The organism is Methylocystis bryophila (assembly GCF_027925445.1).
Classification (GTDB): Bacteria; Pseudomonadota; Alphaproteobacteria; order Rhizobiales; family Beijerinckiaceae; genus Methylocystis; species Methylocystis bryophila.
On the sequence record NZ_AP027149.1, the window covers coordinates 610,894 to 635,009 of the forward strand.

24 protein-coding genes and 1 riboswitch are annotated in these 24,116 nt (G+C 64.1%); of the genes, 14 read left to right on the plus strand and 10 right to left on the minus strand.

The genetic code is table 11. The annotated features are described in order from the left end of the window. The first annotated feature begins 132 nt into the window (after nucleotides 1-132). From QMG80_RS02800 to dnaQ, 3 genes are read left to right on the plus strand one after another with little or no spacing between them, the layout of a single operon-like run. On the plus strand, nucleotides 133-780 hold the full coding sequence (locus QMG80_RS02800; protein ID WP_245300185.1) for a Maf family protein: 648 nt from the start codon (nucleotides 133-135) through the stop codon (nucleotides 778-780). A gap of 16 nt (nucleotides 781-796) precedes the next feature. After that, complete coding sequence (coaE, locus tag QMG80_RS02805) at nucleotides 797-1,387, plus strand: dephospho-CoA kinase (RefSeq protein ID WP_085771427.1); 591 nt, start codon at nucleotides 797-799, stop codon at nucleotides 1,385-1,387. After that, entirely contained in the window at nucleotides 1,387-2,100 is a 714-nt protein-coding gene (dnaQ, locus tag QMG80_RS02810; RefSeq protein ID WP_085771428.1) for a DNA polymerase III subunit epsilon, read from the plus strand. Before coaE ends, dnaQ begins: the two co-directional genes overlap by 1 nt. 9 nt (nucleotides 2,101-2,109) lie before the next feature. On the opposite strand, the gene QMG80_RS02815 is transcribed toward dnaQ, so the two are convergent. The 4 genes from QMG80_RS02815 to QMG80_RS02830 form a co-directional block, all read right to left on the minus strand. Further along, nucleotides 2,110-2,502 (minus strand): YidH family protein, encoded by a 393-nt coding sequence (locus tag QMG80_RS02815; RefSeq protein WP_158658700.1) that lies wholly within the window; start codon nucleotides 2,500-2,502, stop codon nucleotides 2,110-2,112. 135 nt (nucleotides 2,503-2,637) lie between these two features. Next, nucleotides 2,638-3,786, minus strand: coding sequence for a DUF3611 family protein (locus QMG80_RS02820; protein ID WP_158658701.1), 1,149 nt, complete (start codon nucleotides 3,784-3,786; stop codon nucleotides 2,638-2,640). 120 nt (nucleotides 3,787-3,906) lie between these two features. Beyond that, nucleotides 3,907-5,058, minus strand: a complete 1,152-nt coding sequence (recF, locus tag QMG80_RS02825) for a DNA replication/repair protein RecF (RefSeq protein WP_085771431.1) — start codon at nucleotides 5,056-5,058, stop codon at nucleotides 3,907-3,909. 86 nt (nucleotides 5,059-5,144) lie between these two features. Then, nucleotides 5,145-6,593 (minus strand): OmpP1/FadL family transporter, encoded by a 1,449-nt coding sequence (locus QMG80_RS02830; RefSeq protein ID WP_085771432.1) that lies wholly within the window; start codon nucleotides 6,591-6,593, stop codon nucleotides 5,145-5,147. 214 nt (nucleotides 6,594-6,807) lie between these two features. Continuing rightward, nucleotides 6,808-6,901, plus strand: a riboswitch (TPP riboswitch). A 74-nt stretch (nucleotides 6,902-6,975) separates the two neighbouring features. On the opposite strand from QMG80_RS02830, the gene thiC reads away from it, so the two are divergent. From thiC to QMG80_RS02855, 5 genes are all read left to right on the plus strand, one after another. Further along, nucleotides 6,976-8,808, plus strand: a complete 1,833-nt coding sequence (thiC, locus tag QMG80_RS02835) for a phosphomethylpyrimidine synthase ThiC (RefSeq protein WP_085771433.1) — start codon at nucleotides 6,976-6,978, stop codon at nucleotides 8,806-8,808. Nucleotides 8,809-8,937: 129 nt separating this feature from the next. Next, complete coding sequence (locus QMG80_RS02840; protein ID WP_085771434.1) at nucleotides 8,938-9,369, plus strand: DUF29 domain-containing protein; 432 nt, start codon at nucleotides 8,938-8,940, stop codon at nucleotides 9,367-9,369. A 365-nt stretch (nucleotides 9,370-9,734) separates the two neighbouring features. After that, entirely contained in the window at nucleotides 9,735-11,567 is a 1,833-nt protein-coding gene (locus tag QMG80_RS02845; RefSeq protein WP_085771435.1) for an outer membrane protein, read from the plus strand. A 131-nt stretch (nucleotides 11,568-11,698) separates the two neighbouring features. Next, nucleotides 11,699-12,502, plus strand: coding sequence for a lytic murein transglycosylase (locus QMG80_RS02850; protein WP_085771436.1), 804 nt, complete (start codon nucleotides 11,699-11,701; stop codon nucleotides 12,500-12,502). Nucleotides 12,503-12,512: 10 nt separating this feature from the next. Next, nucleotides 12,513-13,118 (plus strand): alpha/beta fold hydrolase, encoded by a 606-nt coding sequence (locus tag QMG80_RS02855; protein WP_085771437.1) that lies wholly within the window; start codon nucleotides 12,513-12,515, stop codon nucleotides 13,116-13,118. Here the strand turns inward: QMG80_RS02855 and QMG80_RS02860 are convergent. After that, entirely contained in the window at nucleotides 13,115-14,011 is an 897-nt protein-coding gene (locus QMG80_RS02860) for an AraC family transcriptional regulator (RefSeq protein ID WP_085771438.1), read from the minus strand. The two genes, QMG80_RS02855 and QMG80_RS02860, sit on opposite strands and share 4 nt — an antisense overlap. A 160-nt stretch (nucleotides 14,012-14,171) precedes the next feature. On the opposite strand from QMG80_RS02860, the gene QMG80_RS02865 reads away from it, so the two are divergent. Next, on the plus strand, nucleotides 14,172-15,191 hold the full coding sequence (locus QMG80_RS02865; protein WP_085771439.1) for an aldo/keto reductase: 1,020 nt from the start codon (nucleotides 14,172-14,174) through the stop codon (nucleotides 15,189-15,191). A gap of 220 nt (nucleotides 15,192-15,411) precedes the next feature. Here QMG80_RS02865 and QMG80_RS02870 read toward each other — a convergent pair whose 3' ends face one another. Then, nucleotides 15,412-15,993 carry an isochorismatase family protein gene (locus QMG80_RS02870; RefSeq protein ID WP_085771440.1) on the minus strand — a complete coding sequence of 194 codons (582 nt, stop codon included), beginning with the start codon at nucleotides 15,991-15,993 and terminating at the stop codon, nucleotides 15,412-15,414. A 251-nt stretch (nucleotides 15,994-16,244) separates the two neighbouring features. On the opposite strand from QMG80_RS02870, the gene QMG80_RS02875 reads away from it, so the two are divergent. The 3 genes from QMG80_RS02875 to QMG80_RS02885 all read left to right on the plus strand — a co-directional run bounded on the left by QMG80_RS02875 (nucleotide 16,245) and on the right by QMG80_RS02885 (nucleotide 18,157). Beyond that, on the plus strand, nucleotides 16,245-16,910 hold the full coding sequence (locus tag QMG80_RS02875; protein WP_085771441.1) for a class I SAM-dependent methyltransferase: 666 nt from the start codon (nucleotides 16,245-16,247) through the stop codon (nucleotides 16,908-16,910). Between the two features lie 111 nt (nucleotides 16,911-17,021). Further along, complete coding sequence (locus QMG80_RS02880) at nucleotides 17,022-17,717, plus strand: helix-turn-helix transcriptional regulator (RefSeq protein WP_085771442.1); 696 nt, start codon at nucleotides 17,022-17,024, stop codon at nucleotides 17,715-17,717. 68 nt (nucleotides 17,718-17,785) lie between these two features. Next, nucleotides 17,786-18,157: a VOC family protein gene (locus QMG80_RS02885; protein WP_085773636.1), complete on the plus strand. Its 372-nt coding sequence runs from the start codon at nucleotides 17,786-17,788 to the stop codon at nucleotides 18,155-18,157. Nucleotides 18,158-18,239: 82 nt separating this feature from the next. Here the strand turns inward: QMG80_RS02885 and QMG80_RS02890 are convergent, their stop codons facing one another. After that, entirely contained in the window at nucleotides 18,240-19,097 is an 858-nt protein-coding gene (locus QMG80_RS02890; protein ID WP_085771443.1) for an AraC family transcriptional regulator, read from the minus strand. 511 nt (nucleotides 19,098-19,608) lie between these two features. Here QMG80_RS02890 and QMG80_RS02895 point away from each other — a divergent pair. Beyond that, nucleotides 19,609-19,971, plus strand: coding sequence for an invasion associated locus B family protein (locus QMG80_RS02895; RefSeq protein WP_425351467.1), 363 nt, complete (start codon nucleotides 19,609-19,611; stop codon nucleotides 19,969-19,971). Nucleotides 19,972-20,205: 234 nt separating this feature from the next. Here the strand turns inward: QMG80_RS02895 and QMG80_RS02900 are convergent, their stop codons facing one another. Further along, on the minus strand, nucleotides 20,206-20,802 hold the full coding sequence (locus tag QMG80_RS02900; protein WP_085771445.1) for a 5-formyltetrahydrofolate cyclo-ligase: 597 nt from the start codon (nucleotides 20,800-20,802) through the stop codon (nucleotides 20,206-20,208). Between the two features lie 161 nt (nucleotides 20,803-20,963). Here QMG80_RS02900 and QMG80_RS02905 point away from each other — a divergent pair, with 161 nt between their 5' ends. Further along, complete coding sequence (locus tag QMG80_RS02905; protein WP_085771446.1) at nucleotides 20,964-21,236, plus strand: hypothetical protein; 273 nt, start codon at nucleotides 20,964-20,966, stop codon at nucleotides 21,234-21,236. Between the two features lie 10 nt (nucleotides 21,237-21,246). On the opposite strand, the gene QMG80_RS02910 is transcribed toward QMG80_RS02905, so the two are convergent. Both QMG80_RS02910 and pheT read right to left on the minus strand, forming a co-directional pair. Beyond that, nucleotides 21,247-21,636 (minus strand): hypothetical protein, encoded by a 390-nt coding sequence (locus tag QMG80_RS02910; RefSeq protein WP_085771447.1) that lies wholly within the window; start codon nucleotides 21,634-21,636, stop codon nucleotides 21,247-21,249. Nucleotides 21,637-21,638: 2 nt separating this feature from the next. Continuing rightward, nucleotides 21,639-24,056: a phenylalanine--tRNA ligase subunit beta gene (gene pheT / locus QMG80_RS02915; protein WP_085771448.1), complete on the minus strand. Its 2,418-nt coding sequence runs from the start codon at nucleotides 24,054-24,056 to the stop codon at nucleotides 21,639-21,641. Nucleotides 24,057-24,116 lie beyond the last annotated feature (60 nt).

Consider the following 24,116-nt stretch of genomic DNA (forward strand, 5'->3'; position numbering starts at 1 on the left):
TTTGAAGAAGCGCCTCGACCCGTTCGCACAGCCGGAGCCTTGTGGAGGAATCCTTCAAGTTATGCCCGTCTTTTCTTTTGGAGCGAATTTCGGCAGGGTTTCTCCCCAGTCTTTCGAAGGGGGAGCCTTGGCGTGTATAAGGACGGGGAGAAAGAGCGCCGGCCCGCGGTCTTCTGGCGGGAGACCCAGGCGCTGCTTCTCGCGTCAAAGAGCGCGGGGCGCCGGCTTGCGCTCTCCCAGGCGGCTCTCCCTTTCGAGGTCCTGCCCGCCGAGATCGACGAACGCGCCGTCGAAAGGCGGGTGATTCGCGACGGCGGCGGACCCGATGCGGTGGTTCTGGCCTTATCTCGCGCCAAGGCGTTAAAAATTTCTAAAGATCACCCGGGCCGGCTCGTGGTCGGGGCGGATCAGGCGGGCAGCCTGGATGGCCAAATTTTCGGCAAGCCGGCGGATCTCGCGGCGGCAAAGCGCCAGCTCGCGGCCTTGTCGGGGCGTAGCCACCGTCTCCATTCCGGCTTCGCGCTCGCACGTGGCGAGGAAATTCTCTTTGAAGCGGTCGCGCATGCCGACCTCTCGATGCGCAGGCTCGACGACGCCTTCATCGAAGCTTATCTCGCCGCGGTCGGCGATTTGGCGTTGAACAGCGCCGGCGCCTATCAGATCGAGGGCCTCGGCGCGCATCTCTTCGAGAAGATTGCGGGCGACCACTGGACGATTTTGGGCTTGCCGCTGCTCGAGCTGCTTGCCGCGTTGCGCCGTGAGGGCGCGCTCTTTGGATAGGACCCGAGGCGAAGCGATGTGGCTCGTTGGGCTCACGGGATCGATCGGCATGGGGAAGTCGACGACGGCGCAAATGTTTCGCGAAGAGGGCGTCGCCGTCCACGACTCTGACGCCGCCGTGCATGAAATCTATCGGGGGCCTCAGTCCGGGCTCATCGGACAAGCCTTTCCGGGCTCGGTCGCCGGAGGCGTCGTCGATCGCGCGAAGCTCGCCGCGATGACGCTGGGACGGCCGGAGGAGATCGCCCGACTCGAATCGATCGTGCATCCCCTCGTCCAGCACATGCGGCGCGCGTTCCTCGAGGCGGAGCGGCGGCGCGGCGCCAAGATCGCCGTCGTCGATATTCCCTTGCTTTATGAGACAGGGGCCGAGAAGGAGGTCGACAAGATCGTCGTTGTGTCGGCGGCGCCCGAGGTTCAGCGTGAGCGTGTGATGGCGCGGCCGGGAATGACGGAGGAAAAATTCCGAGCGATACTTGCGCGCCAGCTGCCCGATTCGGAAAAGCGGAAGCGCGCCGACTTTGTGGTGCATACGGATCGAGGGATGGAGGCGGCCCGCGAGGACGTGCGGGCCATCGTCGCCGCCCTGGCGGAGGAAGAAGACTGATGCGAGAGATCGTGCTCGACACCGAGACGACGGGGCTCAACCCCGCCGAGGGTCATCGCATTGTGGAGATCGGGCTCGTCGAGATCGCCAATCTCATTCCGACGGGCAGAAGCTTTCACGTTTATCTCAACCCCGAGCGCGATATGCCCGAGGAGGCGTTTCGCGTGCATGGGCTCTCGAGCGAATTTCTCTCCACGCAGAAGAAATTTGCGGAGATCGCAGAGGAGTTTCGCGCCTTCATCGAGGGGGCGCGACTGATCATCCACAACGCCGAATTCGACGTGCGCTTCCTCAACGCGGAGCTCGCGCGGCTGGACGCGCCGCCGATCGACCCGGCCTTTGTCCTCGACACGCTGGCGCTCGCGCGTCAGCGCCATCCCGGCATGGCCAATTCGCTCGACGCGCTTTGCCAGCGTTACGGCGTCGACACCTCCCGGCGCGAGAAGCACGGCGCATTGCTCGACTCGCTGCTGCTCGCCGAGGTCTATGCGGAGCTCATGGGCGGGCGTCAGGCCTCGCTGCAGCTCACCGTGGCGCGCAAGTCTCTTTCACTCGCGGATTCCGGCCTGCTGCGCAAAAGGCCCGCGCCGCTCCCGTCCCGTCTCAGCGCCGAGGAAGCCGCGGCGCATCGGGATTTCGTTGCGAGCCTCGGAAAGCAACCGATCTGGATGCGCTATCTGGAGAGTGAACAGGCGGAGCAAGGCGCCGCCTAACCCTCGATCTCAGCCGAAGGGACCGACCCTCAACGCCAGCCCGCCGAGGATCGAAAAGCCGAGACAGACGACCAAAGAAGCGACCGCCAACGCCAGGTCGAAAGGGACAATCGGCGAGATGCGTCTGAGACGCCTCACATATCGCCAGTGCTGAAAGCAGGCGATGAGGAGCGCGAAGGTCCCGATGCCGGCGAGCGTCAGGCCCAGCTCCCGCGCCCCCTGCGGCGTGGCAAGCGTATTGGCGCTGAACAGTCGCAGCTCCTGCATGACCTTGAAGATTGTGAAACCAAAGGTCATCATCGCGAAGCAGGTTCGAATCCACCCCATAAGCGTCCGCTCGGCGGCTAGGCGTGTCCGATCCACAGCGAGAATATCGGTCAGACCGAGCTTCATCTCTTCCATCGCTTCCCTTCCCTCGATGGTTTCGATCCGGGCCGCCTCCCCTGCAAGCAAGATAGGGCGCGCCGGCGCGAGCCGAATCGCGGCAGAGAGACAGTCCGGCGAATCGTGCATCGAGGAGAAGCCGCCAATACGGCCTCAAGCCGTCGGAGTCTGCGTCTCGGCGAGCGTCGCCGGCGGGCGCGCGACGAGATATTGATGGCGGGCCTGCAAGGAGCTGATCCTCAGCCAGGCGGCGACGCCGAACCCGATGAAATGCGCGAACAGCAGGCTGAAGTTCACGAGCAGGACGAAAATATCCAGGGCGCGAATGATCTTCGTCGGATCGGTGATGGCGATGCCCGGCGGCTGCGACATGGTCTTGCCGATCAGCAGCGCGACGCTCAGCCCCAAGCCGCCGAATGAGTCCAAAAGACCGAGCACGCTCAGCACGGCGCCCACGATGACAAACCAGAATGTCCAGCGATGGTCCCGGGACAAGTAACCCGCCGGGTCTTTTCTGATCCCCCCGGCCGTCTTCATATATTTGAAAGCAAGGAGCGTCGTGAGAACCAAAATCGCCAGGGCGCCGACCGCCCAATAGATCGCGTCGCCGAACACCGTCTCGCCGGGGCTGATGGTGCGTCCCGCAAAGCCGAAGCCCAACAGCACGCCGGAGATGATGCCGAGCAGAAGCTGGAGCCAGAAGGCTGCGCCTCCGAAGAAGCGGAAACTTTGCGCCAGTCCGTTTGCGATGAGCACGACGGCGGAGGTCGGCGCCCAGGGCTCCAGCGCGCCCGCGGGCGGCGCCGGGAATATCCGGTCGAAGCTCGCGAAGGCGGCATAGGCCAGCACAGCGGCGGCGAAGGCGTAAGCGGCGTAAACATGCGTTTTTTGCAGCGGACCCGAGAGAGAGCGCTCCGCCAAGTCCCATAGGGGCAACGGCTGCGCCCAGAAGAACATCGCCTCTCCGCGGTAGGCCATAGCGAGGAGGCCTGCGCCGGCCATCACGATGAAGGCGAGGAACACGAGCTGCCTGAGCCAGAAACCAGTGACCCCGCGACCCGAGCGGAGCTCGGCGCCGCCGCGGTAGATGAACAGCGCGAGACCGACGATAATTTGAAGGAGAAAGAGCGCCGCCGCTGTGAAGCCGAGCGAAACATGAAGATCTGAAAGCTCGTCTCGCTTCGCCGGATCGATCGGCGCATGGTCCAAGCCCCAGCCGAGGAGGAACGCCGCCGCGCACACGAGGGCGAAGAGCCAGAAGATCACAACTGACGCGATGTTTCGGCCGGTGCTGACGCTCATGAGACCGCCTCCAGAAAATATTTCGTCCAACTCGCTATAATTCGGCTGAACGCTCACGTTATGACTGAAGCGCTTCACGCTATCCAGAGCTCGCCGCAGGACAGGGCCGGCGCAGCTATCTTACGACAGCGCTTCCACACGGCCCGGCGTCACGAGGAATATCTCGGCTCGGCCCTGGAGCGGCGCGAAGAGAACGGGATCAGCGCCGCTCATAAAAACCTGCGAGCCGAGCCGCTCGAGCTCGTTAAACAGCGCTTCGCGTCGTTTCACGTCGAAATGCGCGGCGATTTCATCGAGCAGCACGAGGGGGGCGGCGCCCCGCAGATTTGCGAGAAGCTGGGCCTGGGCCAACACGAGCCCGACGAGCAGGGCTTTCTGCTCTCCTGTCGAGCAGTCGCGCGCCGGCGCGTCCTTAGGTCCGTGGCGGGCCAGGAGATCGCTGGTCTGGGGTCCAACCAGCGCGCGGCCGGCGGCGGCGTCTCGGCGCCGGGATTGGTCGAGCATTTCGCGATAGCGCTCCTCGACCGCGATGGCGGGATGCTCCAAGAGCAACGCTTCGAGATCGCCTTGCAGCGCAATGACCGCATCGGGAAAGGCGGAAGTCTCGACCCGCGTCGAGTCGATGAGCGCCTGGAGGCGCTGGACGGTTTCCAGTCTCGCGCTCGCCACGGCGACGCCGAGCGCCGCGATTTCCTGTTCGGCGGCGGCAAGCCAGCGCGTCTCCGAGCCGCCGTCGTCCAGCAGCCGGTTCCGGCCCCTGAGCGCCTGCTCGAATTTGGAAACGCGCGCGCCATGCTCAGGATCGACGCCGAGCGTCAGCCGGTCGATGAAGCGTCGCCTATCCCCGGCGGGGCCGGCGAACAGTCCATCCATCGCCGGCGTGAGCCAGACCACCTGCAGCCGGTCGGCGAAACCGCGCGCAGATGAAGCCGGGAGACGGTCCATGCGGAAGCGTCGGCCTTCGCCAGGCTCGAAACCATGACCGAGCTGGGCGACATGGCCGTCGGTCTGGAGCTCGATCGAGACGCTGAAGCCCCCGGACCCTTCCTTGCGCGCGCAATCTTCGGCGTCGGCGCGCCGCAGACCGCGCCCGGGCGAGAACATCGAAAGCGCTTCGAGGAGATTGGTCTTGCCGGCGCCGTTCTCGCCGGTGAGCGCGATGAGGCGCGCTCCGAGCCGGATGTCGAGCGATTCGTACGACCGGAAGTCGCGCAGCATTAGCCGCCGGATCTGCGGGCGGCGGGCGGACTTGCGGGGGTCGGAAGAACTCATCGCGCCACGCTTTGCCATGGCGCGCGAGTCGGAGCCAGCGCGACGGGTCGACCCCCGTGCAGAGAGCCGATCGATCGGCCAGGAGTTCAGAATTTCGCAGCGATTGGTGGCGCGGCGGCCGTGTCGAACTTATAGGTCCAGCTCAGGGAGAGCTCGAGGCCGCTGAGCCAGGCGGTGACCTTGGTGTAGGGGTTCAAGGCGGGAGGCACGGTCACCGGAATCGAGCCCCCGCCAAGCAACGCGGGCAGCGTATAGGCGAAAGAGGAGTAGAACTGGTTTTCCGGTCCGCTCACCGTGCTCTTGAAGGCGTACACCGTCGCAAAGTCGATCGATTGGTTCTTGTCGATCTCATATTTGAAGCCGCCGCTTATATGGTTTCGGCTGATGGCCGGAGCGAGCACGTTCAACGTCACGTCTTGGCCGCCGATCATCGGCGTCGCATAGGCGTAGCCGAGCCGCAGCGTCAGCGGCTTCAGCGCGCGCCACTCGAGGCCGATCGACGCCATGTCGGTGTCGCGCCAGCCAAGGCCCGGCCCGCCGAACGACCCGAGCTGGCCATAAAAGATCGGGAAGCTCGAGGCGCCGAGCGAGTGAACCTCGTGATAGAAAATATGCCTCCAGCCCGCCATGAGCGTGAGATCCGGCATGGGGTCGAAGGCGAGGCCGGCGTTGACGCTGGCCGGGACGTCTAGATTGCCGTGGTCGGCGAGCGCGCCGGCGTATTTGCTGAAGGAAGTCATCCACATCGGGGTCGCGCCGGCGAGGGCGATGCGCAGATTGGGCAGGATCGAGTATTCGAGGCCGACGCGCAGCCCGCCGCCAAAGGACCAGTCATAGCCATTGTTGGAGAGGTGATAGGGATCCCAGGAATAGGGGTAGAACGTCTGCAGACCCTGGATGTTCAGGATCTGCGTGGCGATCGTCGGCGCGACGCCGATTTTGACCGGGCCAAAGCTGCGCGCGTAGTCGAGGCTCACAAAGACCTGGCGAAGGTCGATGCCCGCGGGGCCGTCGCCAAAGGGTCCGCCGAAAGATGGGACGATAAGCGGGCCGGTCAGGGTGAATCCGCCCAGTCCCGGCGGAAGCGTCACATTCGGCGCGCGAATGGCCGGCTTGTAGTTGTTGAAGCTGTAAGACGTGTTGATGCCGCCGTTGCCGAAGACAACCACGCCCCAGGCCGATTCGTCATCAATGCGGCGGATGAGGCCGCCGTTGGGCACGGGAAAGACCGGCTCGCCGCTTTTCACATAGCCGGGAGCGACGATGACGAGCGGGCCCGTCGCCTCGTAGCCGCGATCCGGCAGGAGTAAAGTTCCGCCGGCTTGGAACTGGTTGTCGAGGCCTGCGATGCCCGCCGGATTGATCGACATGGACATCGCATCGCGCGAATCGGCGATGTCCCCGCCGGCGAGCGCCTTTTGGCGCGCGCCATAGCCGATGAGCTCGATGCCTTCGGCGGCGTAGCTTTGAGAGGCAGGCAGAAGAGAGGCCAGGGCAATATAGGCAAGAGATGCGCGCGCCAAAGGGAGTCTCATGGTCCACCTGCTTAGAAACGGAGGCGTTGCATTGTTAACTGCAACAGCCAAGCTATAGAAACTGAGTAATTCTATCCTCGAATACGTCTCATGTGCAGATTTTGAGCAGGCTTGAATTGAAATTCTCTTGCCGCGTGACATTTCTGCAACGCAGGCGGAAACTCGGCCTTCCGCAAGCGAAGCTTGCTTTGAGCGTGGTAAAGCCTACAAATTCCAAATTGGCGAGGGGCGCCGCGGTGGCGGCTGAGAAGCACCCTTTGAACCTGATCCGGGTCGTGCCGGCGGAGGGAACGCCAAGGCAAGCGCGCTCTAACCGGCGCGCTCCTCGCGTCGCTTCCCTCGATCCGGACGTTATTCGACACGCTAGTCGAGGAGATTTGCCATGAGCGCACAGGAATCGCGAGCAGCCACGCCGAAGCGCGTGACGACCGGGCCGATAGGCGGATCGCGCAAGGCTTATTCCTCTCCGCCCGGCGCGCCGGAGCTGAGAGTGCCTTATCGCGAGGTCGAGCTGCACGAATCTGGCGCCGAGCCGCTGCGGCTTTATGATTCCTCGGGTCCCTATGGCTGTCGGGAATTCACGCCCGATCTGGAAGCGGGACTGGTTTTTTCCCGGCCATGGCTGGCCGCCCGGCAGGGCCTGGAATCCTACGAAGGGCGCCCCGTCAAGCCCGAGGACAATGGCTTCGCCAGCGGCCGGCATCTCGTCCCGCCCTGCCCCGCACAGCGCAAGATCTTTCGCGCTGCTGGCGCTGCGCCGGTCACGCAATTCGAATTCGCGCGTGCTGGAATCATCACCGAGGAGATGCGCTATGTCGCGCATCGCGAGAATCTCTGCCGCGAGCGCGCTATCGAGGAAGCGGGCGCGCGTCTCGCGGACGGCGAAAGCTTTGGCGCGTCGATTCCGAAATTCGTCACGCCGGAATTCGTGCGCGACGAGATTGCGCGCGGGCGCGCGATCATTCCGGCCAATATCAATCACCCGGAATTGGAGCCCGTGATCATCGGGCGCAATTTTCTCGTCAAGATCAACGCCAACATCGGCAATTCCGCGGTGACTTCCTCCGTCGCCGAGGAGGTGGAGAAGATGGTCTGGGCGATCCGCTGGGGCGCCGACACGGTGATGGACCTCTCGACGGGCCGCAACATCCACAATATTCGCGACTGGATCATTCGCAACGCGTCTGTCCCGATCGGCACCGTGCCGATCTACCAGGCGCTCGAGAAAGTCGGCGGGGACGCGCTGAAGCTCGACTGGGAGGTGTTCAAGGACACGCTCATCGAACAGGCCGAGCAGGGCGTCGACTATTTCACGATCCACGCCGGCGTGCGTCTCGCTTACGTGCCGCTCACCGCGAGTCGCGTGACCGGCATCGTCTCGCGAGGCGGCTCGATCATGGCGCGCTGGTGCCTTTCCAAGCACAAGGAGAGCTTCCTCTACGAGCGCTTCGACGAGATCTGCGACATCATGCGGGCTTACGATGTGTCTTTCTCTCTCGGCGACGGACTGCGGCCGGGCAGCAATGCCGACGCCAATGACGCGGCGCAGTTCGCCGAGCTCGAGACATTGGGCGAGCTCACTAAGATCGCCTGGGACAAGGGCTGCCAGGTCATGATCGAAGGCCCGGGCCATGTGCCGATGCACAAGATCAAGGCCAATATGGAGAAGCAGCTCGAGACCTGCGGCGAGGCGCCCTTTTACACGCTCGGCCCCCTCGTGACCGACATCGCGCCGGGCTACGACCACATCACCTCCGCCATCGGCGCGGCGATGATCGGCTGGTACGGCACCGCCATGCTCTGCTATGTGACGCCCAAGGAGCATTTGGGCCTGCCCGATCGCGACGATGTGAAGACCGGCGTGATCACCTATCGCATCGCCGCTCATGCCGCAGATCTAGCGAAGGGCCATCCCGCCGCGATCGAGCGGGATAATGCGATGAGCCGCGCGCGCTTCGATTTCCGCTGGACGGACCAGTTCGACATCGGACTCGATCCCGACACGGCGCGCAAGTTCCATGACGAGACGCTGCCGGCGGAGTCCCACAAGGTCGCGCATTTCTGCTCGATGTGCGGCCCGAAGTTCTGCTCGATGCAAATCACGCAGGAGCTGCGTCGCGAGGCGCAGGAAATGGAGCGCGAGCGCGGCTTGGCCGAAAAGGCCGCGGAGTTCGTGGAGCGCGGCGCGGAGATTTACGTGGAGGCAGGCGAGTAGCAAGTCGATTGGTTCGGGCGGCCTTCTCCCTGTATCTTCATCCTTCGAGACGCCCGCTTCGCAGGCTCCGCAGGATGAGGGTGCGGGGATGACGCTGGCGGTAGATTGATGGGTTCAGGAAGCACGAGCATGGGCTCCCCTTACGAGAAGGATTTTTACGCCTGGGCTCATGAGCAGGCCGCGCTCTTGCGCGGCGGCAGGCTGGCCGAGGCCGACATCGAGCATATCGCCGAGGAGATCGAGAGCATGGGCAAGGCGGAGAAGCGCGAGCTCGTGGCTCGCTTGACCGTCCTTCTGCTTCATCTGCTCAAATGGCGTTGTCAGCCCAATCTGCAGGGCGCCTCCTGGCGCGCGACGATCGACGTGCAACGGCTCGACATCGCCGATTTGCTCGAGGACAATCCAAGCCTCAAGAGCCTTCTGCCGGAGGTCGTCGCGCGCGCTTATCGAAAGGCGACCAAAGAGGCGGAGCGGGAAACGGGCTTGCCCGAGACGACCTTTCCCGCGGTTTGCCCCTGGAGCTTCGAGACGGCGACGGACGCGGGCTTCTGGCCAGAGTGATGGATGGGAGCCACGCGAGTGCGCGCGCGACGCTTCCCTCGACGACATCGCGGCCGATCAGAGCTTGATAGGAGAGGAAAGCGGCGCAATCTCTGGATTGCCGTTACTATAGTCGACTTCTTAGCCCTTGCGCGGATGACGATCGACATCCTGCCGGCATCAACGACAAAGGTCGAGCTTGTCCGAACATTTCCTGCAAAGTAACTGTGGCCGCTAGGCAACATATCACGGACAATCGACAAAATCGGAAGACAGTTCCGCGTTTTCTATGTCTATGGACGTCAGATCAGCGTTAGCTTTCTTATAGGTCCTTACAGCGGAAGCCGCCGACCTTTGCGGGACTTTCGCTCGAGAAGGAACGGCGAATGAAAATGCCCGCTTCCAACCTCCCCTTCGCGCCTGCGGCGCTCGCGCCGAACTTGCGCAAGAGTGGCTTTTGCTCCTTGCTCCTCGCGAGCGCGCTCGTCTGCGCGTCGCCTTCCGCGCAGGCCGCCGACCTCGCCCTCCCTGCCCTGAAGGATGCGCCGGTCTTCAAGGCTCCGCTTCCCTTTGAACTCGAGTTCGGCGCGCGCTACTTTTACAGCACGGGCTATTATCGCGGCGATCTGTTCGACGCCGAGCAGACGGCCGCCAAAGTCTCGCGCCTGACCTACGGCAATCTCGATGCGCATGCGGCGGAAAGCTTCTTCCGTCTCGATCATGAGACGGGCCTCTTCCTGAAGGGCTATCTCGGCGGGGGCTCGATCGTCGGCGGTCATCTGAGCGACGAGGACTTTCCGCCTCACGTGCATGACGAGGGAGAGGCTTCGCCTTATTCCAAGACAGTGGATCCGCAAAGCGGCGGCTCGCTGCAGTATGGGTCGATCGACGCTGGCTTCAACCTTTTGCGAACGTCGCAATTTCGAGTGGGGCCTTTCGTCGGCTATCACTATTTTCGCGAGCGCATGAACAGCTTTGGCTGCGTGCAGGTCGCTTTCGACCCGGAGACTTGCCTCCTCCATCCGACGCCCTCGACGCTCGATGTGCTCGACGAGGACGCCCGCTGGCATTCCTTGCGGCTCGGCCTTTCGGGTCGCGTCGTTGTCATGCCGGGCCTGAATTTCGACGCCGAGGTCGCCTGGGCGCACAATTGGCTCAAAGGCGCGGACTACCACAATTTGCGGCCCGAGATCTGGGGCGCGCGCGACGACGGCGACGGCAATGGCTTCCAGGCCGAAGCCTTGTTGAGCTACGATCTCACGCGCGCGCTGAGCGTCGGCGTCGGCGGGCGTTATTGGTATTTCGACGGCGGCTCGGGTCTGACCCATTGGGAACGAACGCCCAAGGGCGGCGCGCCCGCCCCGCAACGCGCTGTCTCGGAACGCTACGGCATGTTTGTGCAGACGGCCTACAAGCTCGGAGGCGCAGAGGCTGCGGCCGCTCCCTTCGGCGGCTTCTCCGCTCCTCGAACCGCCGCCGAAGATTGGGCCGGCTTCTATCTCGGGCCGAACGTCGGTTACGGCACGGGCGCCAGCACGGCCTATTTCGCGCCGATCACGCCGGGCGCGTTCGACCTCGCGGCCGCGGGAAATGCGCCGGGCTCGCAATCCTTCTCATCTGCGGGCTTCGTCGGGGGCGGTCAGCTGGGTTACAACTATCCGCTAAGCCGGAATGCGCTCCTGGGCGTGGAGACCGACTTCGATTACGCCCATATCGGCGGCTCGCAGGGCTATGATTACTTCGGGCATAACGTGAGCTCGATGCAGAGGGCGCAATGGCTGGGGACGACCCGTCTGCGGCTCGGATGGCTGCCCGGCGCCGGCGCGCTGATGCTTTATGCGACGGGCGGCCTCGCCTATGGCGGCGTCACGGCGAGCGCGGGCGTTCAAGACGGCTCGCAGTACATGTATGGACAGATGTCGAGCGCCTCGCTCGGCTGGGCCTTGGGGGGAGGCGCGGAACTTGCGGTCGCCCCGAACGTGACCCTGAGGGTGGAATATCTCCATGTCGATCTCGGAAAGCGCGCTTTCGTCATGCGAGATTACGGCGCGTCATCCGCCGAGGAGGCGGAGGACGAAGAGGAGCAGGAGGAGGAGCTGCAGCATGCGACGGCGTTCCACGTTCGGACGCGCGCGCAGAGCAATCTCGTCCGCCTCGGCGTGACTTACCACCTCGATCTCTTCAATCCCGAGACGGCGCCTGTCCTAGCCTCCTATTGAGGCGAAGGGTCGGAGCGAGATTTCGGCGCCGCTGCAAGGCGTCGCGATTTCCTTCGAATCGCCCACTTTCGATATGATGATCTCAGGGAATCAGGCTGGCGCTGACTCCGGCCGCCAAAAGGATTTCCTCGATGAAAAGACCTTCACGCCTTGCTTCCGTCCTCGCCGCGACGCTACTCGCCGGCCTCGTCCTCGCCCCGGCCGCGAAGGCCGCGCGCTGCGGCAATGGCGCCGCCGGATTCGACTCCTGGAAGGAGGCCTATGCGCAGGAGGCGCGCGCCGCCGGCCATAGCCAACAGGCGGTCGACGCCCTGCTGGACACGCACTACAATCACCCGACGATTGGCGCCGACCGCGGCCAGCACAGCTTTCACCTTTCGCTCGACGATTTTCTCGCCAAGCGAGGCGGCCCGGTCATCGCCTCCAGGGGCCGCTCCTACAAGCAACGCCTGGCGCCCCTCTTCGATAATATCGAGGCCCGCTACGGCGTCCCGCCGGGACCGCTTCTCGCGATCTGGGGCATGGAAACGGGTTTCGGCTCGGTGCACGGCAATCAGCACGCCCTCTCCGCCATTGCGACGCTCGCCTATGACTGCCGCCGCAGCGAATATTTCACCGATCAGCTCAACGCCTTCCTGACGCTGATCGACCGCGGCAGGGTCGACCCGGGCGCGCGCGGCTCCATGCACGGCGAGATCGGCCAGACGCAGTTCCTGCCCAAGAATATTCTGGAATATGGCGTCGGCGGCAGTCTGGAGGCCTCGAGCGCCGCGCTGATGTCGACCGCGAATTTCCTCCACGCGCATGGCTGGCGCGCTGGCGCCGGTTATCAGCCGGGCGAGCCCAATTTCGCGGCGATCCAGGCCTGGAACGCGGCGCCCGTCTATGAAAAGGCCATTGCGCTGATCGGCAATAAGATCGACCGTACCGAGTGACGGCCTTGTTTTGACGCGGCGTCTTTATCTTCCTGGCGCGGGCGGGAGCGCCAAATTCTGGCGACCCATTGCGTCACGGCTCAACGACGGCGCCGATCAGCGGATGTTCGCCTGGCCGGGGCTGGGCGACGAGCCGCCCGAGCCGAAGGTCAATGGCGTGGACGACCTAATCGACCTGGTGGAAGCGGAGCTTGACGCGCCTGCCGACCTGATCGCCCAATCGATGGGTGGGCTGATTGCCGTCCGCGCATTGCTTCGGCGACCCGATAAAGTCCGCCGCCTCGTTCTGACGGCGGCGTCGGTCGGTCTGCACGCGCGAGCCTTTGGCGGCTGCGACTGGCTGCCCGACTATCTGAGGGCCTATCCCAAGGCGGCTTCTTGGGTTGGAGCGCCGATCGGGGATCTCTCGGACGAGTTGAGGACGATCGCGAGCCCCGTCCTGCTGTTATGGGGAGATTCGGACCCGATCAGTCCCCCCGCGGTCGGAATCTATCTCACAACCCTGTTTCCAAACGCCGCTCTTCACCTCATTCCCGGCGGCGATCACGACCTCGCGCAAACGCACGCGCCGATTGTCGCCGGATTGATACGCCAGCATCTCGGCGCCGAGAGTTAACGCTCCGCCTCCGCTGCCATGTTGGCGCGCAGGGCCGCGCCGTCGCGACCTGGCGGCACGCCGAACATGCGACGGTAATCGCGGGTGAACTGCGCCGGGCTTTCATAGCCGATCGCATAGCCGACCGAAGCCACCGGGCCCTCCGCCAGCATGAGGCGACGGGCTTCCTGCAAGCGAATGCGCTTTTGGAACTGAATGGGCGTGAGCGTCGTCACCGCCTTGAAATGGCGGTGAAAGCTCGGCACGCTCATATTCGCGAGCGCCGCCAGATCCGCAACGAGCAGCGGTTCGGCGAAATGATTGCGAATCCAGGCAGTGGCGCAGCCACTGCGGGCGGCATGGCTGTCCGCGAGGCCGAGCTGACGCAATGTCGGCCCCAATCGGCCGCAGAGCAGCCGCCAGACGATTTCGCGTTGGATCAATGGCGCGAGCACCGGCAAGTCCCGAGGCGCATCGAGCAAGGTCAACAATCGCGTGAGAGGTTCGCATAAATCCGGGTCGAGATCGGCCGTCGTCAGCGCGGCGATCGTTGGCGCGTCGGCCAACGCTTGCGCTTGTTCGATCAACATCTCCGACACGATCGCCGGACTAATGGCGAGGCTGAACGCGAGATAGGGTCGGTCCGCCGACGCCTCGACAATCCGCGCGGTGACCGGAACGTCGATCGAGGCGAGCAGTCCCTGACCGGCGTGGTAGCGAAAGCTGCGCTCGCCCAGCACGCTGATTTTGGCGCCCTGCGCGACGACGCAGAAGGAGGGACGATAAACGGAGCGAATGACGCCACTGGGGGACTCTGTGCGGCTCAGCGCCAAGCCGTCCAACGGCGTCTCGCGGCCGAAGCGACGATATTGGCGATCGAGGAGGGGAATTAGAGCGCCGAAGGGATTCTGCATGACTGTATCTTAGAGCGCGTCCCGCGCGCGTGGAATGACGCGATCTCCCTTGCGGGGGGCGTTTGATAGGATCGCGCAAGAATCTGAGAGGATCGGCGTCGCGGCCAAGGCGTGGTGAAGACTATCACGGCTTCATCCCACCCCAATAGCGGAGGCCCCTATGCGCATGCGTCCCCTTGGCCAGAGCGGCCTATTCGTTTCCGAACTTTGCCTCGGAACCATGACCTTCGGCGGCGCCGAAGGCATGTGGGGCCAAATCGGGCGACTTCGACAAGAAGAAGCCGACGCTCTCGTCGGCGCCGCGCTGAGCGCTGGCGTCAACTTCATCGACACGGCGAATATCTACGCCGGCGGCGAAAGCGAACGCATCCTCGGTCAATCTCTAAGGAATCTCCGCGTCAATCGCGACGACGTGGTGATCGCGACCAAGGTGCTGGGTCCGATGGGCGAGGGCCCCAATGCGCGCGGCGCGTCCCGCCGCCATATTCTCGATCAATGCAAAGCCAGTCTGGAGCGGCTCGGGCTCGAATACATCGACCTTTATCAAATTCACGGCTTCGATCCGGCGACGCCGATCGTGGAAACTCTAGAGGCGCTCGACACGCTCGTCCGCCAGGGATTCGTTCGCTATGTCGGCCTTTCCAACTGGGCCGCCTGGCGGATCATGAAGGCGGTTGGCGTCGTCGAGTCGCGCCGGCTGGCGCCGATCTTGTCGCTGCAAGCCTATTATTCGATCGCGGGCCGCGATCTCGAGCGGGAGATCACGCCCATGTTGCTGTCGGAGAAGATCGGTCTGATGGTTTGGAGCCCGCTCGCCGGCGGCCTCCTTTCGGGCAAATACGACCGCGACGGCAAGGGCGCCGACGGTCGACGCGCGACCTTCGATTTTCCGCCGGTGGATCGAGACCGCGGCTTTGCGGCGATCGAGACAATGCGCGCGATCGCCGAGGCGAAGGGAGCGAGCGTCGCGCAGATCGCGCTTGCTTGGCTCCTGCACCAGGATGTCGTGACCAGCGTGATCGTCGGGGCGAAGCGCGTCGAGCAGCTTCAAGAGAATATCGGCGCCACGCAGGTGGCTCTCGACGCCTCCGAACTCGCTGCGCTTGACGCCGTCAGCCGACTGCCAGCGGAATATCCGGGATGGATGCTGGAGCGACAGGGCGCGTATCGGGCCACATGAGGAGTGCGGGCCAATCCCCTCATCCTGACGCGGCGCGGTTTGCCTAGATCACGATGCGTTTGAGCGGAATCGCTCAAACGCAGAAAACGTGATCGCTTCTAAAAGCTTAGAGCGCGATTGGCGCGAAAAACCGGTCCCCACTTTTTCGCATCGCGCTCTTGCGCAAGGACATCAGAATCGGTCGACCTCGGCGAGAGATCGACCGTTTCAAAGAAAAGACTCAGCAGCTCGGCGCAAATCCCTCGAGCCGAGCGCAAGCCTGCGAGGTCGTCACGACATCGGCGAATTCATCGGCGAGCGTCGCTAGGTGCACGCGATGAGCTTGCTCCGCCGGAACGATCCCGTCTCCCAAGACATCGGGAAGATCACAGCAATCACAAGCATCGCCGACGACCGTCACGCGCCATCCGAGATTGGCGCCCGAGCGCGTTGTCGACGAGACGCACATGTCGGTCCTCATGCCGAAAAGCACGAGCTCTCCGGCGCCCAGCCGGTGCAGGCGCGCGGAGAGATCTGTGCCGATAAAGGCGCTGTTGACTGACTTGTCGACCAGCTCCTCGCCATCTTGCGGCGCGAAGCCCGGACGAAATCCGTGGCCCGGGTGCGCGTGGTGAAAGCACGACTGAGCATTCGCCGAAGAATTGATGACATGGATAATCGGCAGCTTCTTCGCCCGCCATGCGGTCAGTAGAGCGAGGCCGTTCCGATCGAGATCTGCGTTCCAACGCCGCGGTCGACCCGGAAGATCGAAGGCCTGCTGCATATCGATCGGGATGAGGACGGCAGCTTGTGGTTCGAACATGGGCGCTCGCTGAGGCGCTCTTCGCGCGAGAGTGGAGGGCTGACGCTCCCTCAATTTCGTCTCATAGGCAAGTCGACCGGTCGGGTCGGCTCGACGGCACGAGGCCGCCTGCGTCAGGCTGGAATATGTTATATCGAGCTCGCGCAATATCCCCTTTCACGAGCGCGTGTCACGGAAAAGCGCGAAGCAGTTTGCCGTGACAGGCCGCAATTTTTTGCTCTAGGCCATCGCGCCCGACGGAGAGCACATCGATGACCGATTCGAGAGCGGCGCAGGTCGCGAGCTGGTCCAAAAACGCTGAAAACTGGACTGCGGCCGTGCGGAGCGATGCGATCGCGAGCCGGCGCGAGGCGACCAACGCCGCGATCCTCGCCGCGGCCCTCGCCGCGCCGCTCGGGAAAACGCTCGATGTCGGCTGCGGCGAAGGATGGCTGTGTCGGGAATTACGAAATTCGACTCAGGAGATTGTCGGCGTCGATGTTTCGCCCGAGCTCATCTCGCGCGCCAGGGAAGAAGGCGGCGCGACCTATGATGTTCTGAGCTACGCCGAGCTTTGCGCGGAGCCCGCGCGGGCGGGAAAAGATTTCGATACGATCGTCTGCAATTTCTCGCTGCTCGACGACCGGCTGGAGCCGATTTGCGACGCGCTCGCCGCGATCTCGACTCCTAAAGCCCGTCTGTTGATCCAAACGCTTCATCCGCTCGCATTTGCGCCGCCCTATGAAGACGGATGGCGAATCGAAAGCTTCGAAAGCTTCGGCGGCGAGAAATGGGCGCCGATGCCATATTTCGCGCGAACGCTCGGCTCTTGGATCGAGGCGATATCCAAGAGGTGGGACTTGAAGCGGCTCCTGGAGCCCAAAATTCCGTCGGCGCCGATTCCCGCTTCCCTGCTGCTCGTCGCGGAGCGACGCTGAGCCTGCCGCGTGCGACGGTTCGGGGAATCCAATAGCGGAGGAGACAAGCGCGTCGACGCTGGCCTTGTCTTGCGACGCGGGGCCTGAGCGCGGATTTTTGGAATCTCAGGGATGTCTCGTTCACATCGCCTTCTTCGCCTGATTGAAGTCCTGCGACGTCACAGACGGCCGGTCAGCGGCGCGAAGCTGGCGTTCGAGCTGGAAGTCAGCCTTCGTTCGATTTATCGCGACGTCGCCACGCTTCGAGCACAGGGCGCGGATATAGAGGGCGAGGCTGGCGTCGGTTACATTCTTCGCCCCGGTTTCCTGCTGCCGCCGCTCATGTTCTCCGAAGAAGAAATTGAAGCGGTGGTTCTGGGCGCAAGCTGGGTGTCGAGCCGAGCGGACGCTCCGCTTGGCAGCGCGGCGCGGAACGCATTGGCGAAGATCGCCGCCGTTCTGCCGCCCGATCTGCGGATCGATTTTGAGGCCACAAGCCTCCTGATCGGGCCCTCGACGGCCCCAAAAGACCACAGCCCTCATCTTCCATCGCTTCGTAGAGCGGTTCGGGCCGAACGCAAGATCGTCATCCGCTACCGCGACGAGAAAGGGCAGGACAGCGAGCGAACCCTATGGCCTATCGCTCTCGTCTTTTTCGATGACTGTCGCATCGTGGTGGCGTGGTGCGAGCTGCGAAAAGAATTCCGCCATTTCCGCAGTGACCGCATTATCTCGATCCAAGAGACGGAAACGCGTTACCCGAAGCGTCGGCGCAGCCTCGTGAGGGAATGGCGCGCGGCGCAGGGGATATCGTCCGAGGACCTTTGAAGGATGCTGACGGAATCTGACACGAGCCGACGCTAGTGTTTCGGATGTCCGTTGCGCAAGAGGTCCCCATGTCCGATCCCTCCTACATTCTTCTCTATGTGGCCGATGTGGCGAAAAGCGCCGCATTTTATGAACGCTTGCTCGAGCGTCAGCCGGTCGAAAACTCGCCCGCCTTCGCGCTGTTCGTCTTGCAGTCTGGCGTCAAGCTCGGCCTGTGGGCGACATCGGATGTCGAGCCGCCGGCGAAGCGCACGGGAGGCGGCGCCGAGCTCGTCTTCACGTTGGAGAGCGAGGCGCAGGTCACGGGACGACATGAGGAATGGCGGAAGCAAGGCATTGAGATCCTGCAAAACCCTGTCTGGATGGATTTCGGATTCACCTTCGTCGGCGCCGATCTCGATGAGCACCGCCTTCGCGTCTTTGCGCCACGCAAGTCGTGAAAGAGCTGCTCGGCGTCTTTGAAATGCGGGCGCGTCTGCGAAGAGACGCGCCCCTATTTTCACATTTGAACGCGCGCCTCGTCTATTTGAGCGGCAAATAAACGTCGGTCTTCAATTCGTGCTCCGGCGTGTCGGAGACGAGGTTCAGATAGTGAAAAAAGAGCGGGAAGTCCCGCGGTTCTCTCCCACTTCCCGGCAGCCAATCCCTGTAGAGATAATAGGCGCATTCGCCAATGCGATCATGAGACCCCAGATGGCGCACGACCGCGCAAGGGCCGCCTGGAATGAGCTTGGTCAGGACGCCTTGCGCGTTCGGCGGAACGTCGGCGCTCACCTCTCCGCACAGATCGAAGCGGAAGGCCTGCGGCTCGGTCGTGTCCGGGTTGTCGTAGGCGATGCCGAAGGTTCGACAGCGATCCTTGGGCGATAGCTTGCTCTCCTTGCGCCATTCGATGAATGTCCGCGCAGAGTCCTTCACCAGCTCCGGCGGACCGCGATGCTCCAGCGCGGCCACTTTGACTTCACCGAAGTCTATGATCCTCACGTCCATGTTTCTGCTCCTTCCGGGAGATGGAAATTGATGGGTTTTGCGCCATGGCTTCCAGGCGGGGGCGCTCCTGAATTGAGAAGGCGTCTGGCCGTATTCGCGCCTGAAGGCGCGAGAGAAAGACTCCGGCGTCTCGAAACCGGCCTCGAAGGCGACGTCGATGATCCTCGCCGTCGGTTCGAAGACGAGCCGATGCGACGCTCTCTTCAGCCGGAGATTCTGAACATAGCGGGCGACGCTCACGCCGACGTAAGCCGAAAACTGTCGGTGGAAGTGGAACTTCGAAAAGTTCGCCTCTCCGCTCAACCGCTCGACGGAAAGCTCCTCATCAAGATGCCGATCGATATAATCGAGCACTCTTGCGAAGCGTTTTCCGTAGGCGTCGCCGTTCATCTTTCCCCTCCTCAACTGGGCGGGACTTTGCCCGAGCGGAGGGCGCCCGTCCTGACCGAGATTGCTGTTCTCTTCTCCCGACGCTTGAAGATGAGCGCTGTGGCTGGCTCAATCGATTTCCTTGGCGGGCGAGGACCCCTGGGATAGAACCGAGGCGAGATAGGGCCGGACGCGTCGTCAAGCGGCTCGAGAGCATGTCCCGGAGAAGTGCGAAGCGGTTTTCCGATCAGGACATGCTCTAAGTTTTTGTTTTGGCGCGGTTCCTTGTCGCTCGAACGATTCCGTTCGAGCGGGAAGCGCGCGAAGCCAAAGAGCGAGCGACATGATGAAGTGGATCCTGCTGACTCTCTGCGCGCTCTTGGCGCAGACGGCGCCCTCGAGCGCGGAAACCAAGCCGGCGACCCCAGCAGCTCCTGCCGATCCGAACGCCAAATCCGCCGCCTACGGCGACTGGATCCTTCACTGTCAAACGGTCGGCGCCGCTGCGCAAGCGCGCAAATCCTGCGAGGTGGTGCAGACCGTGAACCGGAAAGATCAGACGGCGCCCTTCGCGCAAATTGCTCTCGGCAGGCCGGCTGCAGGCGAGCCGATGATGGTGACGGTGGTTGTTCCAATCAATGTCTCATTCCCGAGCTCGGTGACGATCACGAACACCGACAAGGAAATGAAAACGGCCGAGCTCAGCTGGCGACGATGCGTGCCGGGAGGATGTTTCGCGAGCCTTCCTTTGAAGGACGAGACCTTGAAGCTGTGGCGTTCTCACAGCGACCTATCCGGGAGGGTCAGCTTTAAGAACGCGGCGAATCAGGATGTGGTCATGCCCCTGTCGTTCAAGGGGCTCTCGTCGGCTCTCGACGCGCTCGCGAAGGAGTGATGGCGCCGCCGGATCGACCGCATCCGCCGTGTTAGAGCATGTCACGGAAAGGTGCGAAGCGGTTTTCCGGTCATGACATGCTCTAACTTTTTGACTTGGCGCGATTCCTTATCGCTCGAACGATTCCGTTCGAGCGGGAAACGCGCGAGAGGCGCCCGCTTTGAATTCACGATCGACGGCGCCCGCGCGGCGCGTGACGCGGGCCTCGACAGCGATTTGGCGCCGCTCAGCTCATTAAGCCGGCGAGGAGGTCTTCGCGCAGTCGATCGTCTCGCGCTCGGTGATGATGAAATCGAGCCTCTGGTCGTGCGGCTCGCTGGGTGCCGCCTCGCATTCTTGTAGCGAATAGGCGAGCCCGATGGCTGTGACCGGCCCTTCGGCCCGCAGGGTGCGCAGGGTGGCGTCATAGATGCCGCCGCCATAGCCCAGACGGATCCCCCGCCGGTCGAAGGCCGCAAGCGGCGCGAAAACGATCGTCGGCCGCCCCTCGGGTCGTCCCGGCGAAGGCTCGGAGAGGCCGAAGGGTCCCTTCTCCAATTCATCGCCAGGTTCAAAGGCCCGAAAGCGCAAAGGCTGGCGCACCGCCGTCATCGCCGGCAGCAGAACCGGAAAGCCCTGCGCGTGGAGAGCCTCGATAAGCAGCCGCGTGTTGACCTCGCTTCGAATGGGCCAATAGAGCGAGATAGCGGGACGCGCGTCGCCCGCGACCCGCCCGACCAGCGTGAGAGCGGCCGCCTTGATCGCGCCCGCCGCCTCATGGGCCTCGGCCGGAGCGATGAGATCGCGTCGTTCTAAGGCGTGCTTGCGGATGGTTGTTTTTGAAGCGGTCATCGGCTCTATCCGAGGCGGCGGGCGGGTCGGCTCCCTATTCTTAATTCATCGCCCGCAGGGAAGGCCAGACGGAGGCGCCGCCGCATTCAGCCGGCGTTAATCGCGCCTCCATTACCAATCCCGGGTTCTTCCCTCCTGATACGATCGGAGCCAGCGGAAGCATGCGACGATTCCTCCTGATGACACTGCCGGTGCTTGCGCTTGCCGCGCAGCCCGCGCAAGCCGGGCAGAACGTGGCGCTGTGTCTGGCGATCCAAAAGAACTTCAACGACTGCCAAAATCGGCAAAACCACAAGCGCCGCCACTGGGAGCGGCAGCGGTATTGGGAATATGAGGAGTGGGGGGAGGAGGGTCCGCCCTGGGGACAAGAGGGACCGCCAGACGAAAACTGCGCCGCCTGGATCGTCGCGCTGAAGGCGAACCAATGCTTTTGAGCGCAGCGGGTCAGCGGCGGCGCCCTCGCCGAGAAGCCGGCTTTGCGACGACATTCCCACGCCCCCCGACCTGGACGTGGACGCGGCCGCCGCTACGCGGCGCGGCGTGGTAAACGATCCGGCCGCCACGAGCCCTTACAGCCACGCGCCGCGGCGCCGGCGCCTCTTTCTCTGGGGTCGCGGCTGTTTTCTCTGGCGCCTCTGCTTGCGGCTGCGCCGCGGCGGGCGCGGCTTGCGCCGGTGGAGCCGCCGTCTTTTTGCCCCCAGCGGCGCCGAGCGTTGCGATGCAATGGGCGTATTCGCGCGAGTCCTGGATCCCCTCGCAGGCGTCGTAATTGAGGGGCTCGGCGGCGGCCGTCGCCGCGAGCAGGACCGCGGTCAAATGGGCGATCACGCGCATTCTCATCCCCTGAGAACAGCTCCCGTTCTTTTCGCCGCTTCAGTGACGATCTTCTCGGCGATCGCCTCGATCTCGGCGTCTGTCGGCGTCTTGTCCCGGGGCTGCAGGGTCACGGCGACGCCGATCGACTTCTTGCCTTCGGGAACGCCGACGCCCTCATAGACGTCGAAGATGGTCGCGCCCGAGAGCAGCGTCCTGTCGGCGGCGAGCACCGCCCGCAGCAATTCGCCCGCCGGCCGCTCGCGATCGACAATGAAGGCGAAGTCGCGCGATAGCGGCTGCAGGTCGGAGATTTCGAGCTTGGCCTTGGTCCTCGTCGCCTTGGCCTTGGCGGCGGGCAGCAGGTCGAGGAAAATCTCGAAGACGGCGATCGGGCCCTCGACATCGAGCTCGGCGAGCACGCGCGGATGGATCTCGCCGAAGACGCCGACGCAGCTCTTGGGCCCGAATTGCAAGGTGGCGCTGCGGCCGGGATGGAGATAGGCCGGCCCGCCGGGAACGATCTGCGCGCCCTGGACTCCGAGCGCCGCCAACAGCGCCATCGCGTCGGCCTTGGCGTCGTAGAGCCCCGCCTCTCGTGTCCGCGCCGCCCAGTGACGGCCCTGCGTCTCGCTCGTGGCGAGGCCGCGCCTCAGCCCCGCGGCGGCGAGGCGCTGGCCCTTGTCATCGTCGGTCATGAAGACCTGGCCGATCTCGAACAGCGCCGCGTCGTCCAGCGCCCGCGCCGCATTGCGGCCGGCCGCCGCCACGAGCCCGGCGAGCAGGCTCGGCCGCATGTCCGAGAGCTCCGCGGCGATCGGATTGGCGAGCGCCAGCGACGGCGCGCCGCCGCCGAAAGCCTTGGCCTCCTTCGCCGAGACGAAGGACCAGGTGACGGCCTCGACGAGACCTTGCGCGGCGAGCGTCCGCCGCGCCGCGCGGGCGCGTTTCTGCAACGGCGTCATGATGGGCGCAGCGACGCCTTCCGCACGCGGCAACGGCGTCGCAGGGACGCGCTCGAGGCCGGCGATGCGAAGAATTTCCTCGACGAGATCGGCCTTGCCCTCGATATCGGGCCGCCAGGAGGGGATCGTGATCCGCGCGCTGGCCGCTCCCGCATGCTCGACCGAGAAGCCCAGCCGTTTCAGAATGTCGTCGGCTTCCGGCGGCGTGATGTCGACGCCGGCGAGGCGCCTCGTCTCGCTGTAGGGGAAATCGATGCGCCGCCGCTCGGCGGGGACCGCGCCGGCAAGATGGATTTCAGAGGGCTCACCGCCGCAAAATTCCATCACGAGGCGCGTCGCCAGCTCGAGCCCCGGCAGCGCGAAGTCCGGGTCGACGCCGCGCTCGAAACGGTAGCGCGCGTCGGTTACGATGCCGAGCTTGCGGCCGCTCTTGGCGATATTGGCCGGATCCCAGAGCGCCGTCTCGATCAGCACGTCGACCGTGCCCTCGTCGCAGCCGGAGGCTTCTCCGCCCATGAGGCCGGCAAGGGACTCGGGGCCCCCATCGTCGCAGATGGCGACGACATTCTCGTCGAGAGCATAGGTCTTCCCGTCGAGCGCGAGCAGGCTCTCGCTTGTCTTAGCCCGGCGAATGGTGAGATCGCCCTTGATCTTCTTGGCGTCGAAGACATGCAGGGGGCGGCCGCGGTCGAAGGTCAGGAAATTCGTGACGTCGACGAGCGCGTTGATGGGGCGAAGGCCGATGGCGCGCAGGCGGTCCTGCAGCCATTGGGGACTAGCCCCGTTCTTCACGCCGCGCACGAGCCGCAGCGCGAAGAGCGGCGCGAGATGCGCGTCAGCGGGCGTCAAATCGAGCTTCACCTTCACGGGGCAAGGGAACTTGCCCTCGATCGCCTCGGGGTCGCGCTTGCGCAGGCGGCCGAGTCCGGCGGCGGCGAGATCGCGGGCTATTCCTGACACGCCGGCTGCGTCCGGCCGGTTCGGGGTCAGATTGATCTCGATGACCGGATCGTCGAGCCCGGCCCAGGGCGCATAGGCCGCGCCGACCGGAGCGCTGGAATCGAGCTCCAGGATTCCATGCGAGTCGCCGCCGAGCCCGAGCTCTTCGGCTGAGCACAACATCCCGAGCGATTCGACGCCGCGGATCACGCCTTTGCCGAGCGTGAAATTCTTGCCGGGAATATGGGTCCCCGGCGCGGCGAACACTGTTTTGAGCCCTTTGCGGGCGTTGGGCGCGCCACAGACGACCTGCAGAGGCGCGCCGGCGCCCGTCGCGACCTTGCAGACCTGAAGGCGATCGGCGTCGGGATGGCGATCCGCCTCGACGATCTCGGCGATGACGAAGTCTTTCAGGGCGGCGGCGGGATCGTGAACGGCCTCCACCTCCAGCCCGATGCGAGTGAGCGTCTCGACGATCTCACCGAGGGGGGCGTCAGTTTCGAGATGGTCTTTGAGCCAGGAGAGGGTGAGCTTCATTTCGTCCTGAATAATGGTCGCGCTTGAGATCGCTGGGTGACGCTTCGGGCTTTAACATTG

Coding starts and splice junctions, on each gene's coding strand:
- coaE (WP_085771427.1), top strand. CDS start 797: ATGTGGCTCGTTGGGCTCACGGGATCGATCGGCATGGGGAAGTCGACG.
- dnaQ (WP_085771428.1), top strand. CDS start 1,387: ATGCGAGAGATCGTGCTCGACACCGAGACGACGGGGCTCAACCCCGCC.
- QMG80_RS02815 (WP_158658700.1), bottom strand. CDS start 2,502: ATGGAAGAGATGAAGCTCGGTCTGACCGATATTCTCGCTGTGGATCGG.
- QMG80_RS02820 (WP_158658701.1), bottom strand. CDS start 3,786: ATGAGCGTCAGCACCGGCCGAAACATCGCGTCAGTTGTGATCTTCTGG.
- recF (WP_085771431.1), bottom strand. CDS start 5,058: ATGAGTTCTTCCGACCCCCGCAAGTCCGCCCGCCGCCCGCAGATCCGG.
- QMG80_RS02830 (WP_085771432.1), bottom strand. CDS start 6,593: ATGAGACTCCCTTTGGCGCGCGCATCTCTTGCCTATATTGCCCTGGCC.
- thiC (WP_085771433.1), top strand. CDS start 6,976: ATGAGCGCACAGGAATCGCGAGCAGCCACGCCGAAGCGCGTGACGACC.
- QMG80_RS02840 (WP_085771434.1), top strand. CDS start 8,938: ATGGGCTCCCCTTACGAGAAGGATTTTTACGCCTGGGCTCATGAGCAG.
- QMG80_RS02845 (WP_085771435.1), top strand. CDS start 9,735: ATGAAAATGCCCGCTTCCAACCTCCCCTTCGCGCCTGCGGCGCTCGCG.
- QMG80_RS02850 (WP_085771436.1), top strand. CDS start 11,699: ATGAAAAGACCTTCACGCCTTGCTTCCGTCCTCGCCGCGACGCTACTC.
- QMG80_RS02860 (WP_085771438.1), bottom strand. CDS start 14,011: ATGCAGAATCCCTTCGGCGCTCTAATTCCCCTCCTCGATCGCCAATAT.
- QMG80_RS02865 (WP_085771439.1), top strand. CDS start 14,172: ATGCGCATGCGTCCCCTTGGCCAGAGCGGCCTATTCGTTTCCGAACTT.
- QMG80_RS02870 (WP_085771440.1), bottom strand. CDS start 15,993: ATGTTCGAACCACAAGCTGCCGTCCTCATCCCGATCGATATGCAGCAG.
- QMG80_RS02875 (WP_085771441.1), top strand. CDS start 16,245: ATGACCGATTCGAGAGCGGCGCAGGTCGCGAGCTGGTCCAAAAACGCT.
- QMG80_RS02880 (WP_085771442.1), top strand. CDS start 17,022: ATGTCTCGTTCACATCGCCTTCTTCGCCTGATTGAAGTCCTGCGACGT.
- QMG80_RS02885 (WP_085773636.1), top strand. CDS start 17,786: ATGTCCGATCCCTCCTACATTCTTCTCTATGTGGCCGATGTGGCGAAA.
- QMG80_RS02890 (WP_085771443.1), bottom strand. CDS start 19,097: ATGAACGGCGACGCCTACGGAAAACGCTTCGCAAGAGTGCTCGATTAT.
- QMG80_RS02900 (WP_085771445.1), bottom strand. CDS start 20,802: ATGACCGCTTCAAAAACAACCATCCGCAAGCACGCCTTAGAACGACGC.
- QMG80_RS02905 (WP_085771446.1), top strand. CDS start 20,964: ATGCGACGATTCCTCCTGATGACACTGCCGGTGCTTGCGCTTGCCGCG.
- QMG80_RS02910 (WP_085771447.1), bottom strand. CDS start 21,636: ATGCGCGTGATCGCCCATTTGACCGCGGTCCTGCTCGCGGCGACGGCC.
- pheT (WP_085771448.1), bottom strand. CDS start 24,056: ATGAAGCTCACCCTCTCCTGGCTCAAAGACCATCTCGAAACTGACGCC.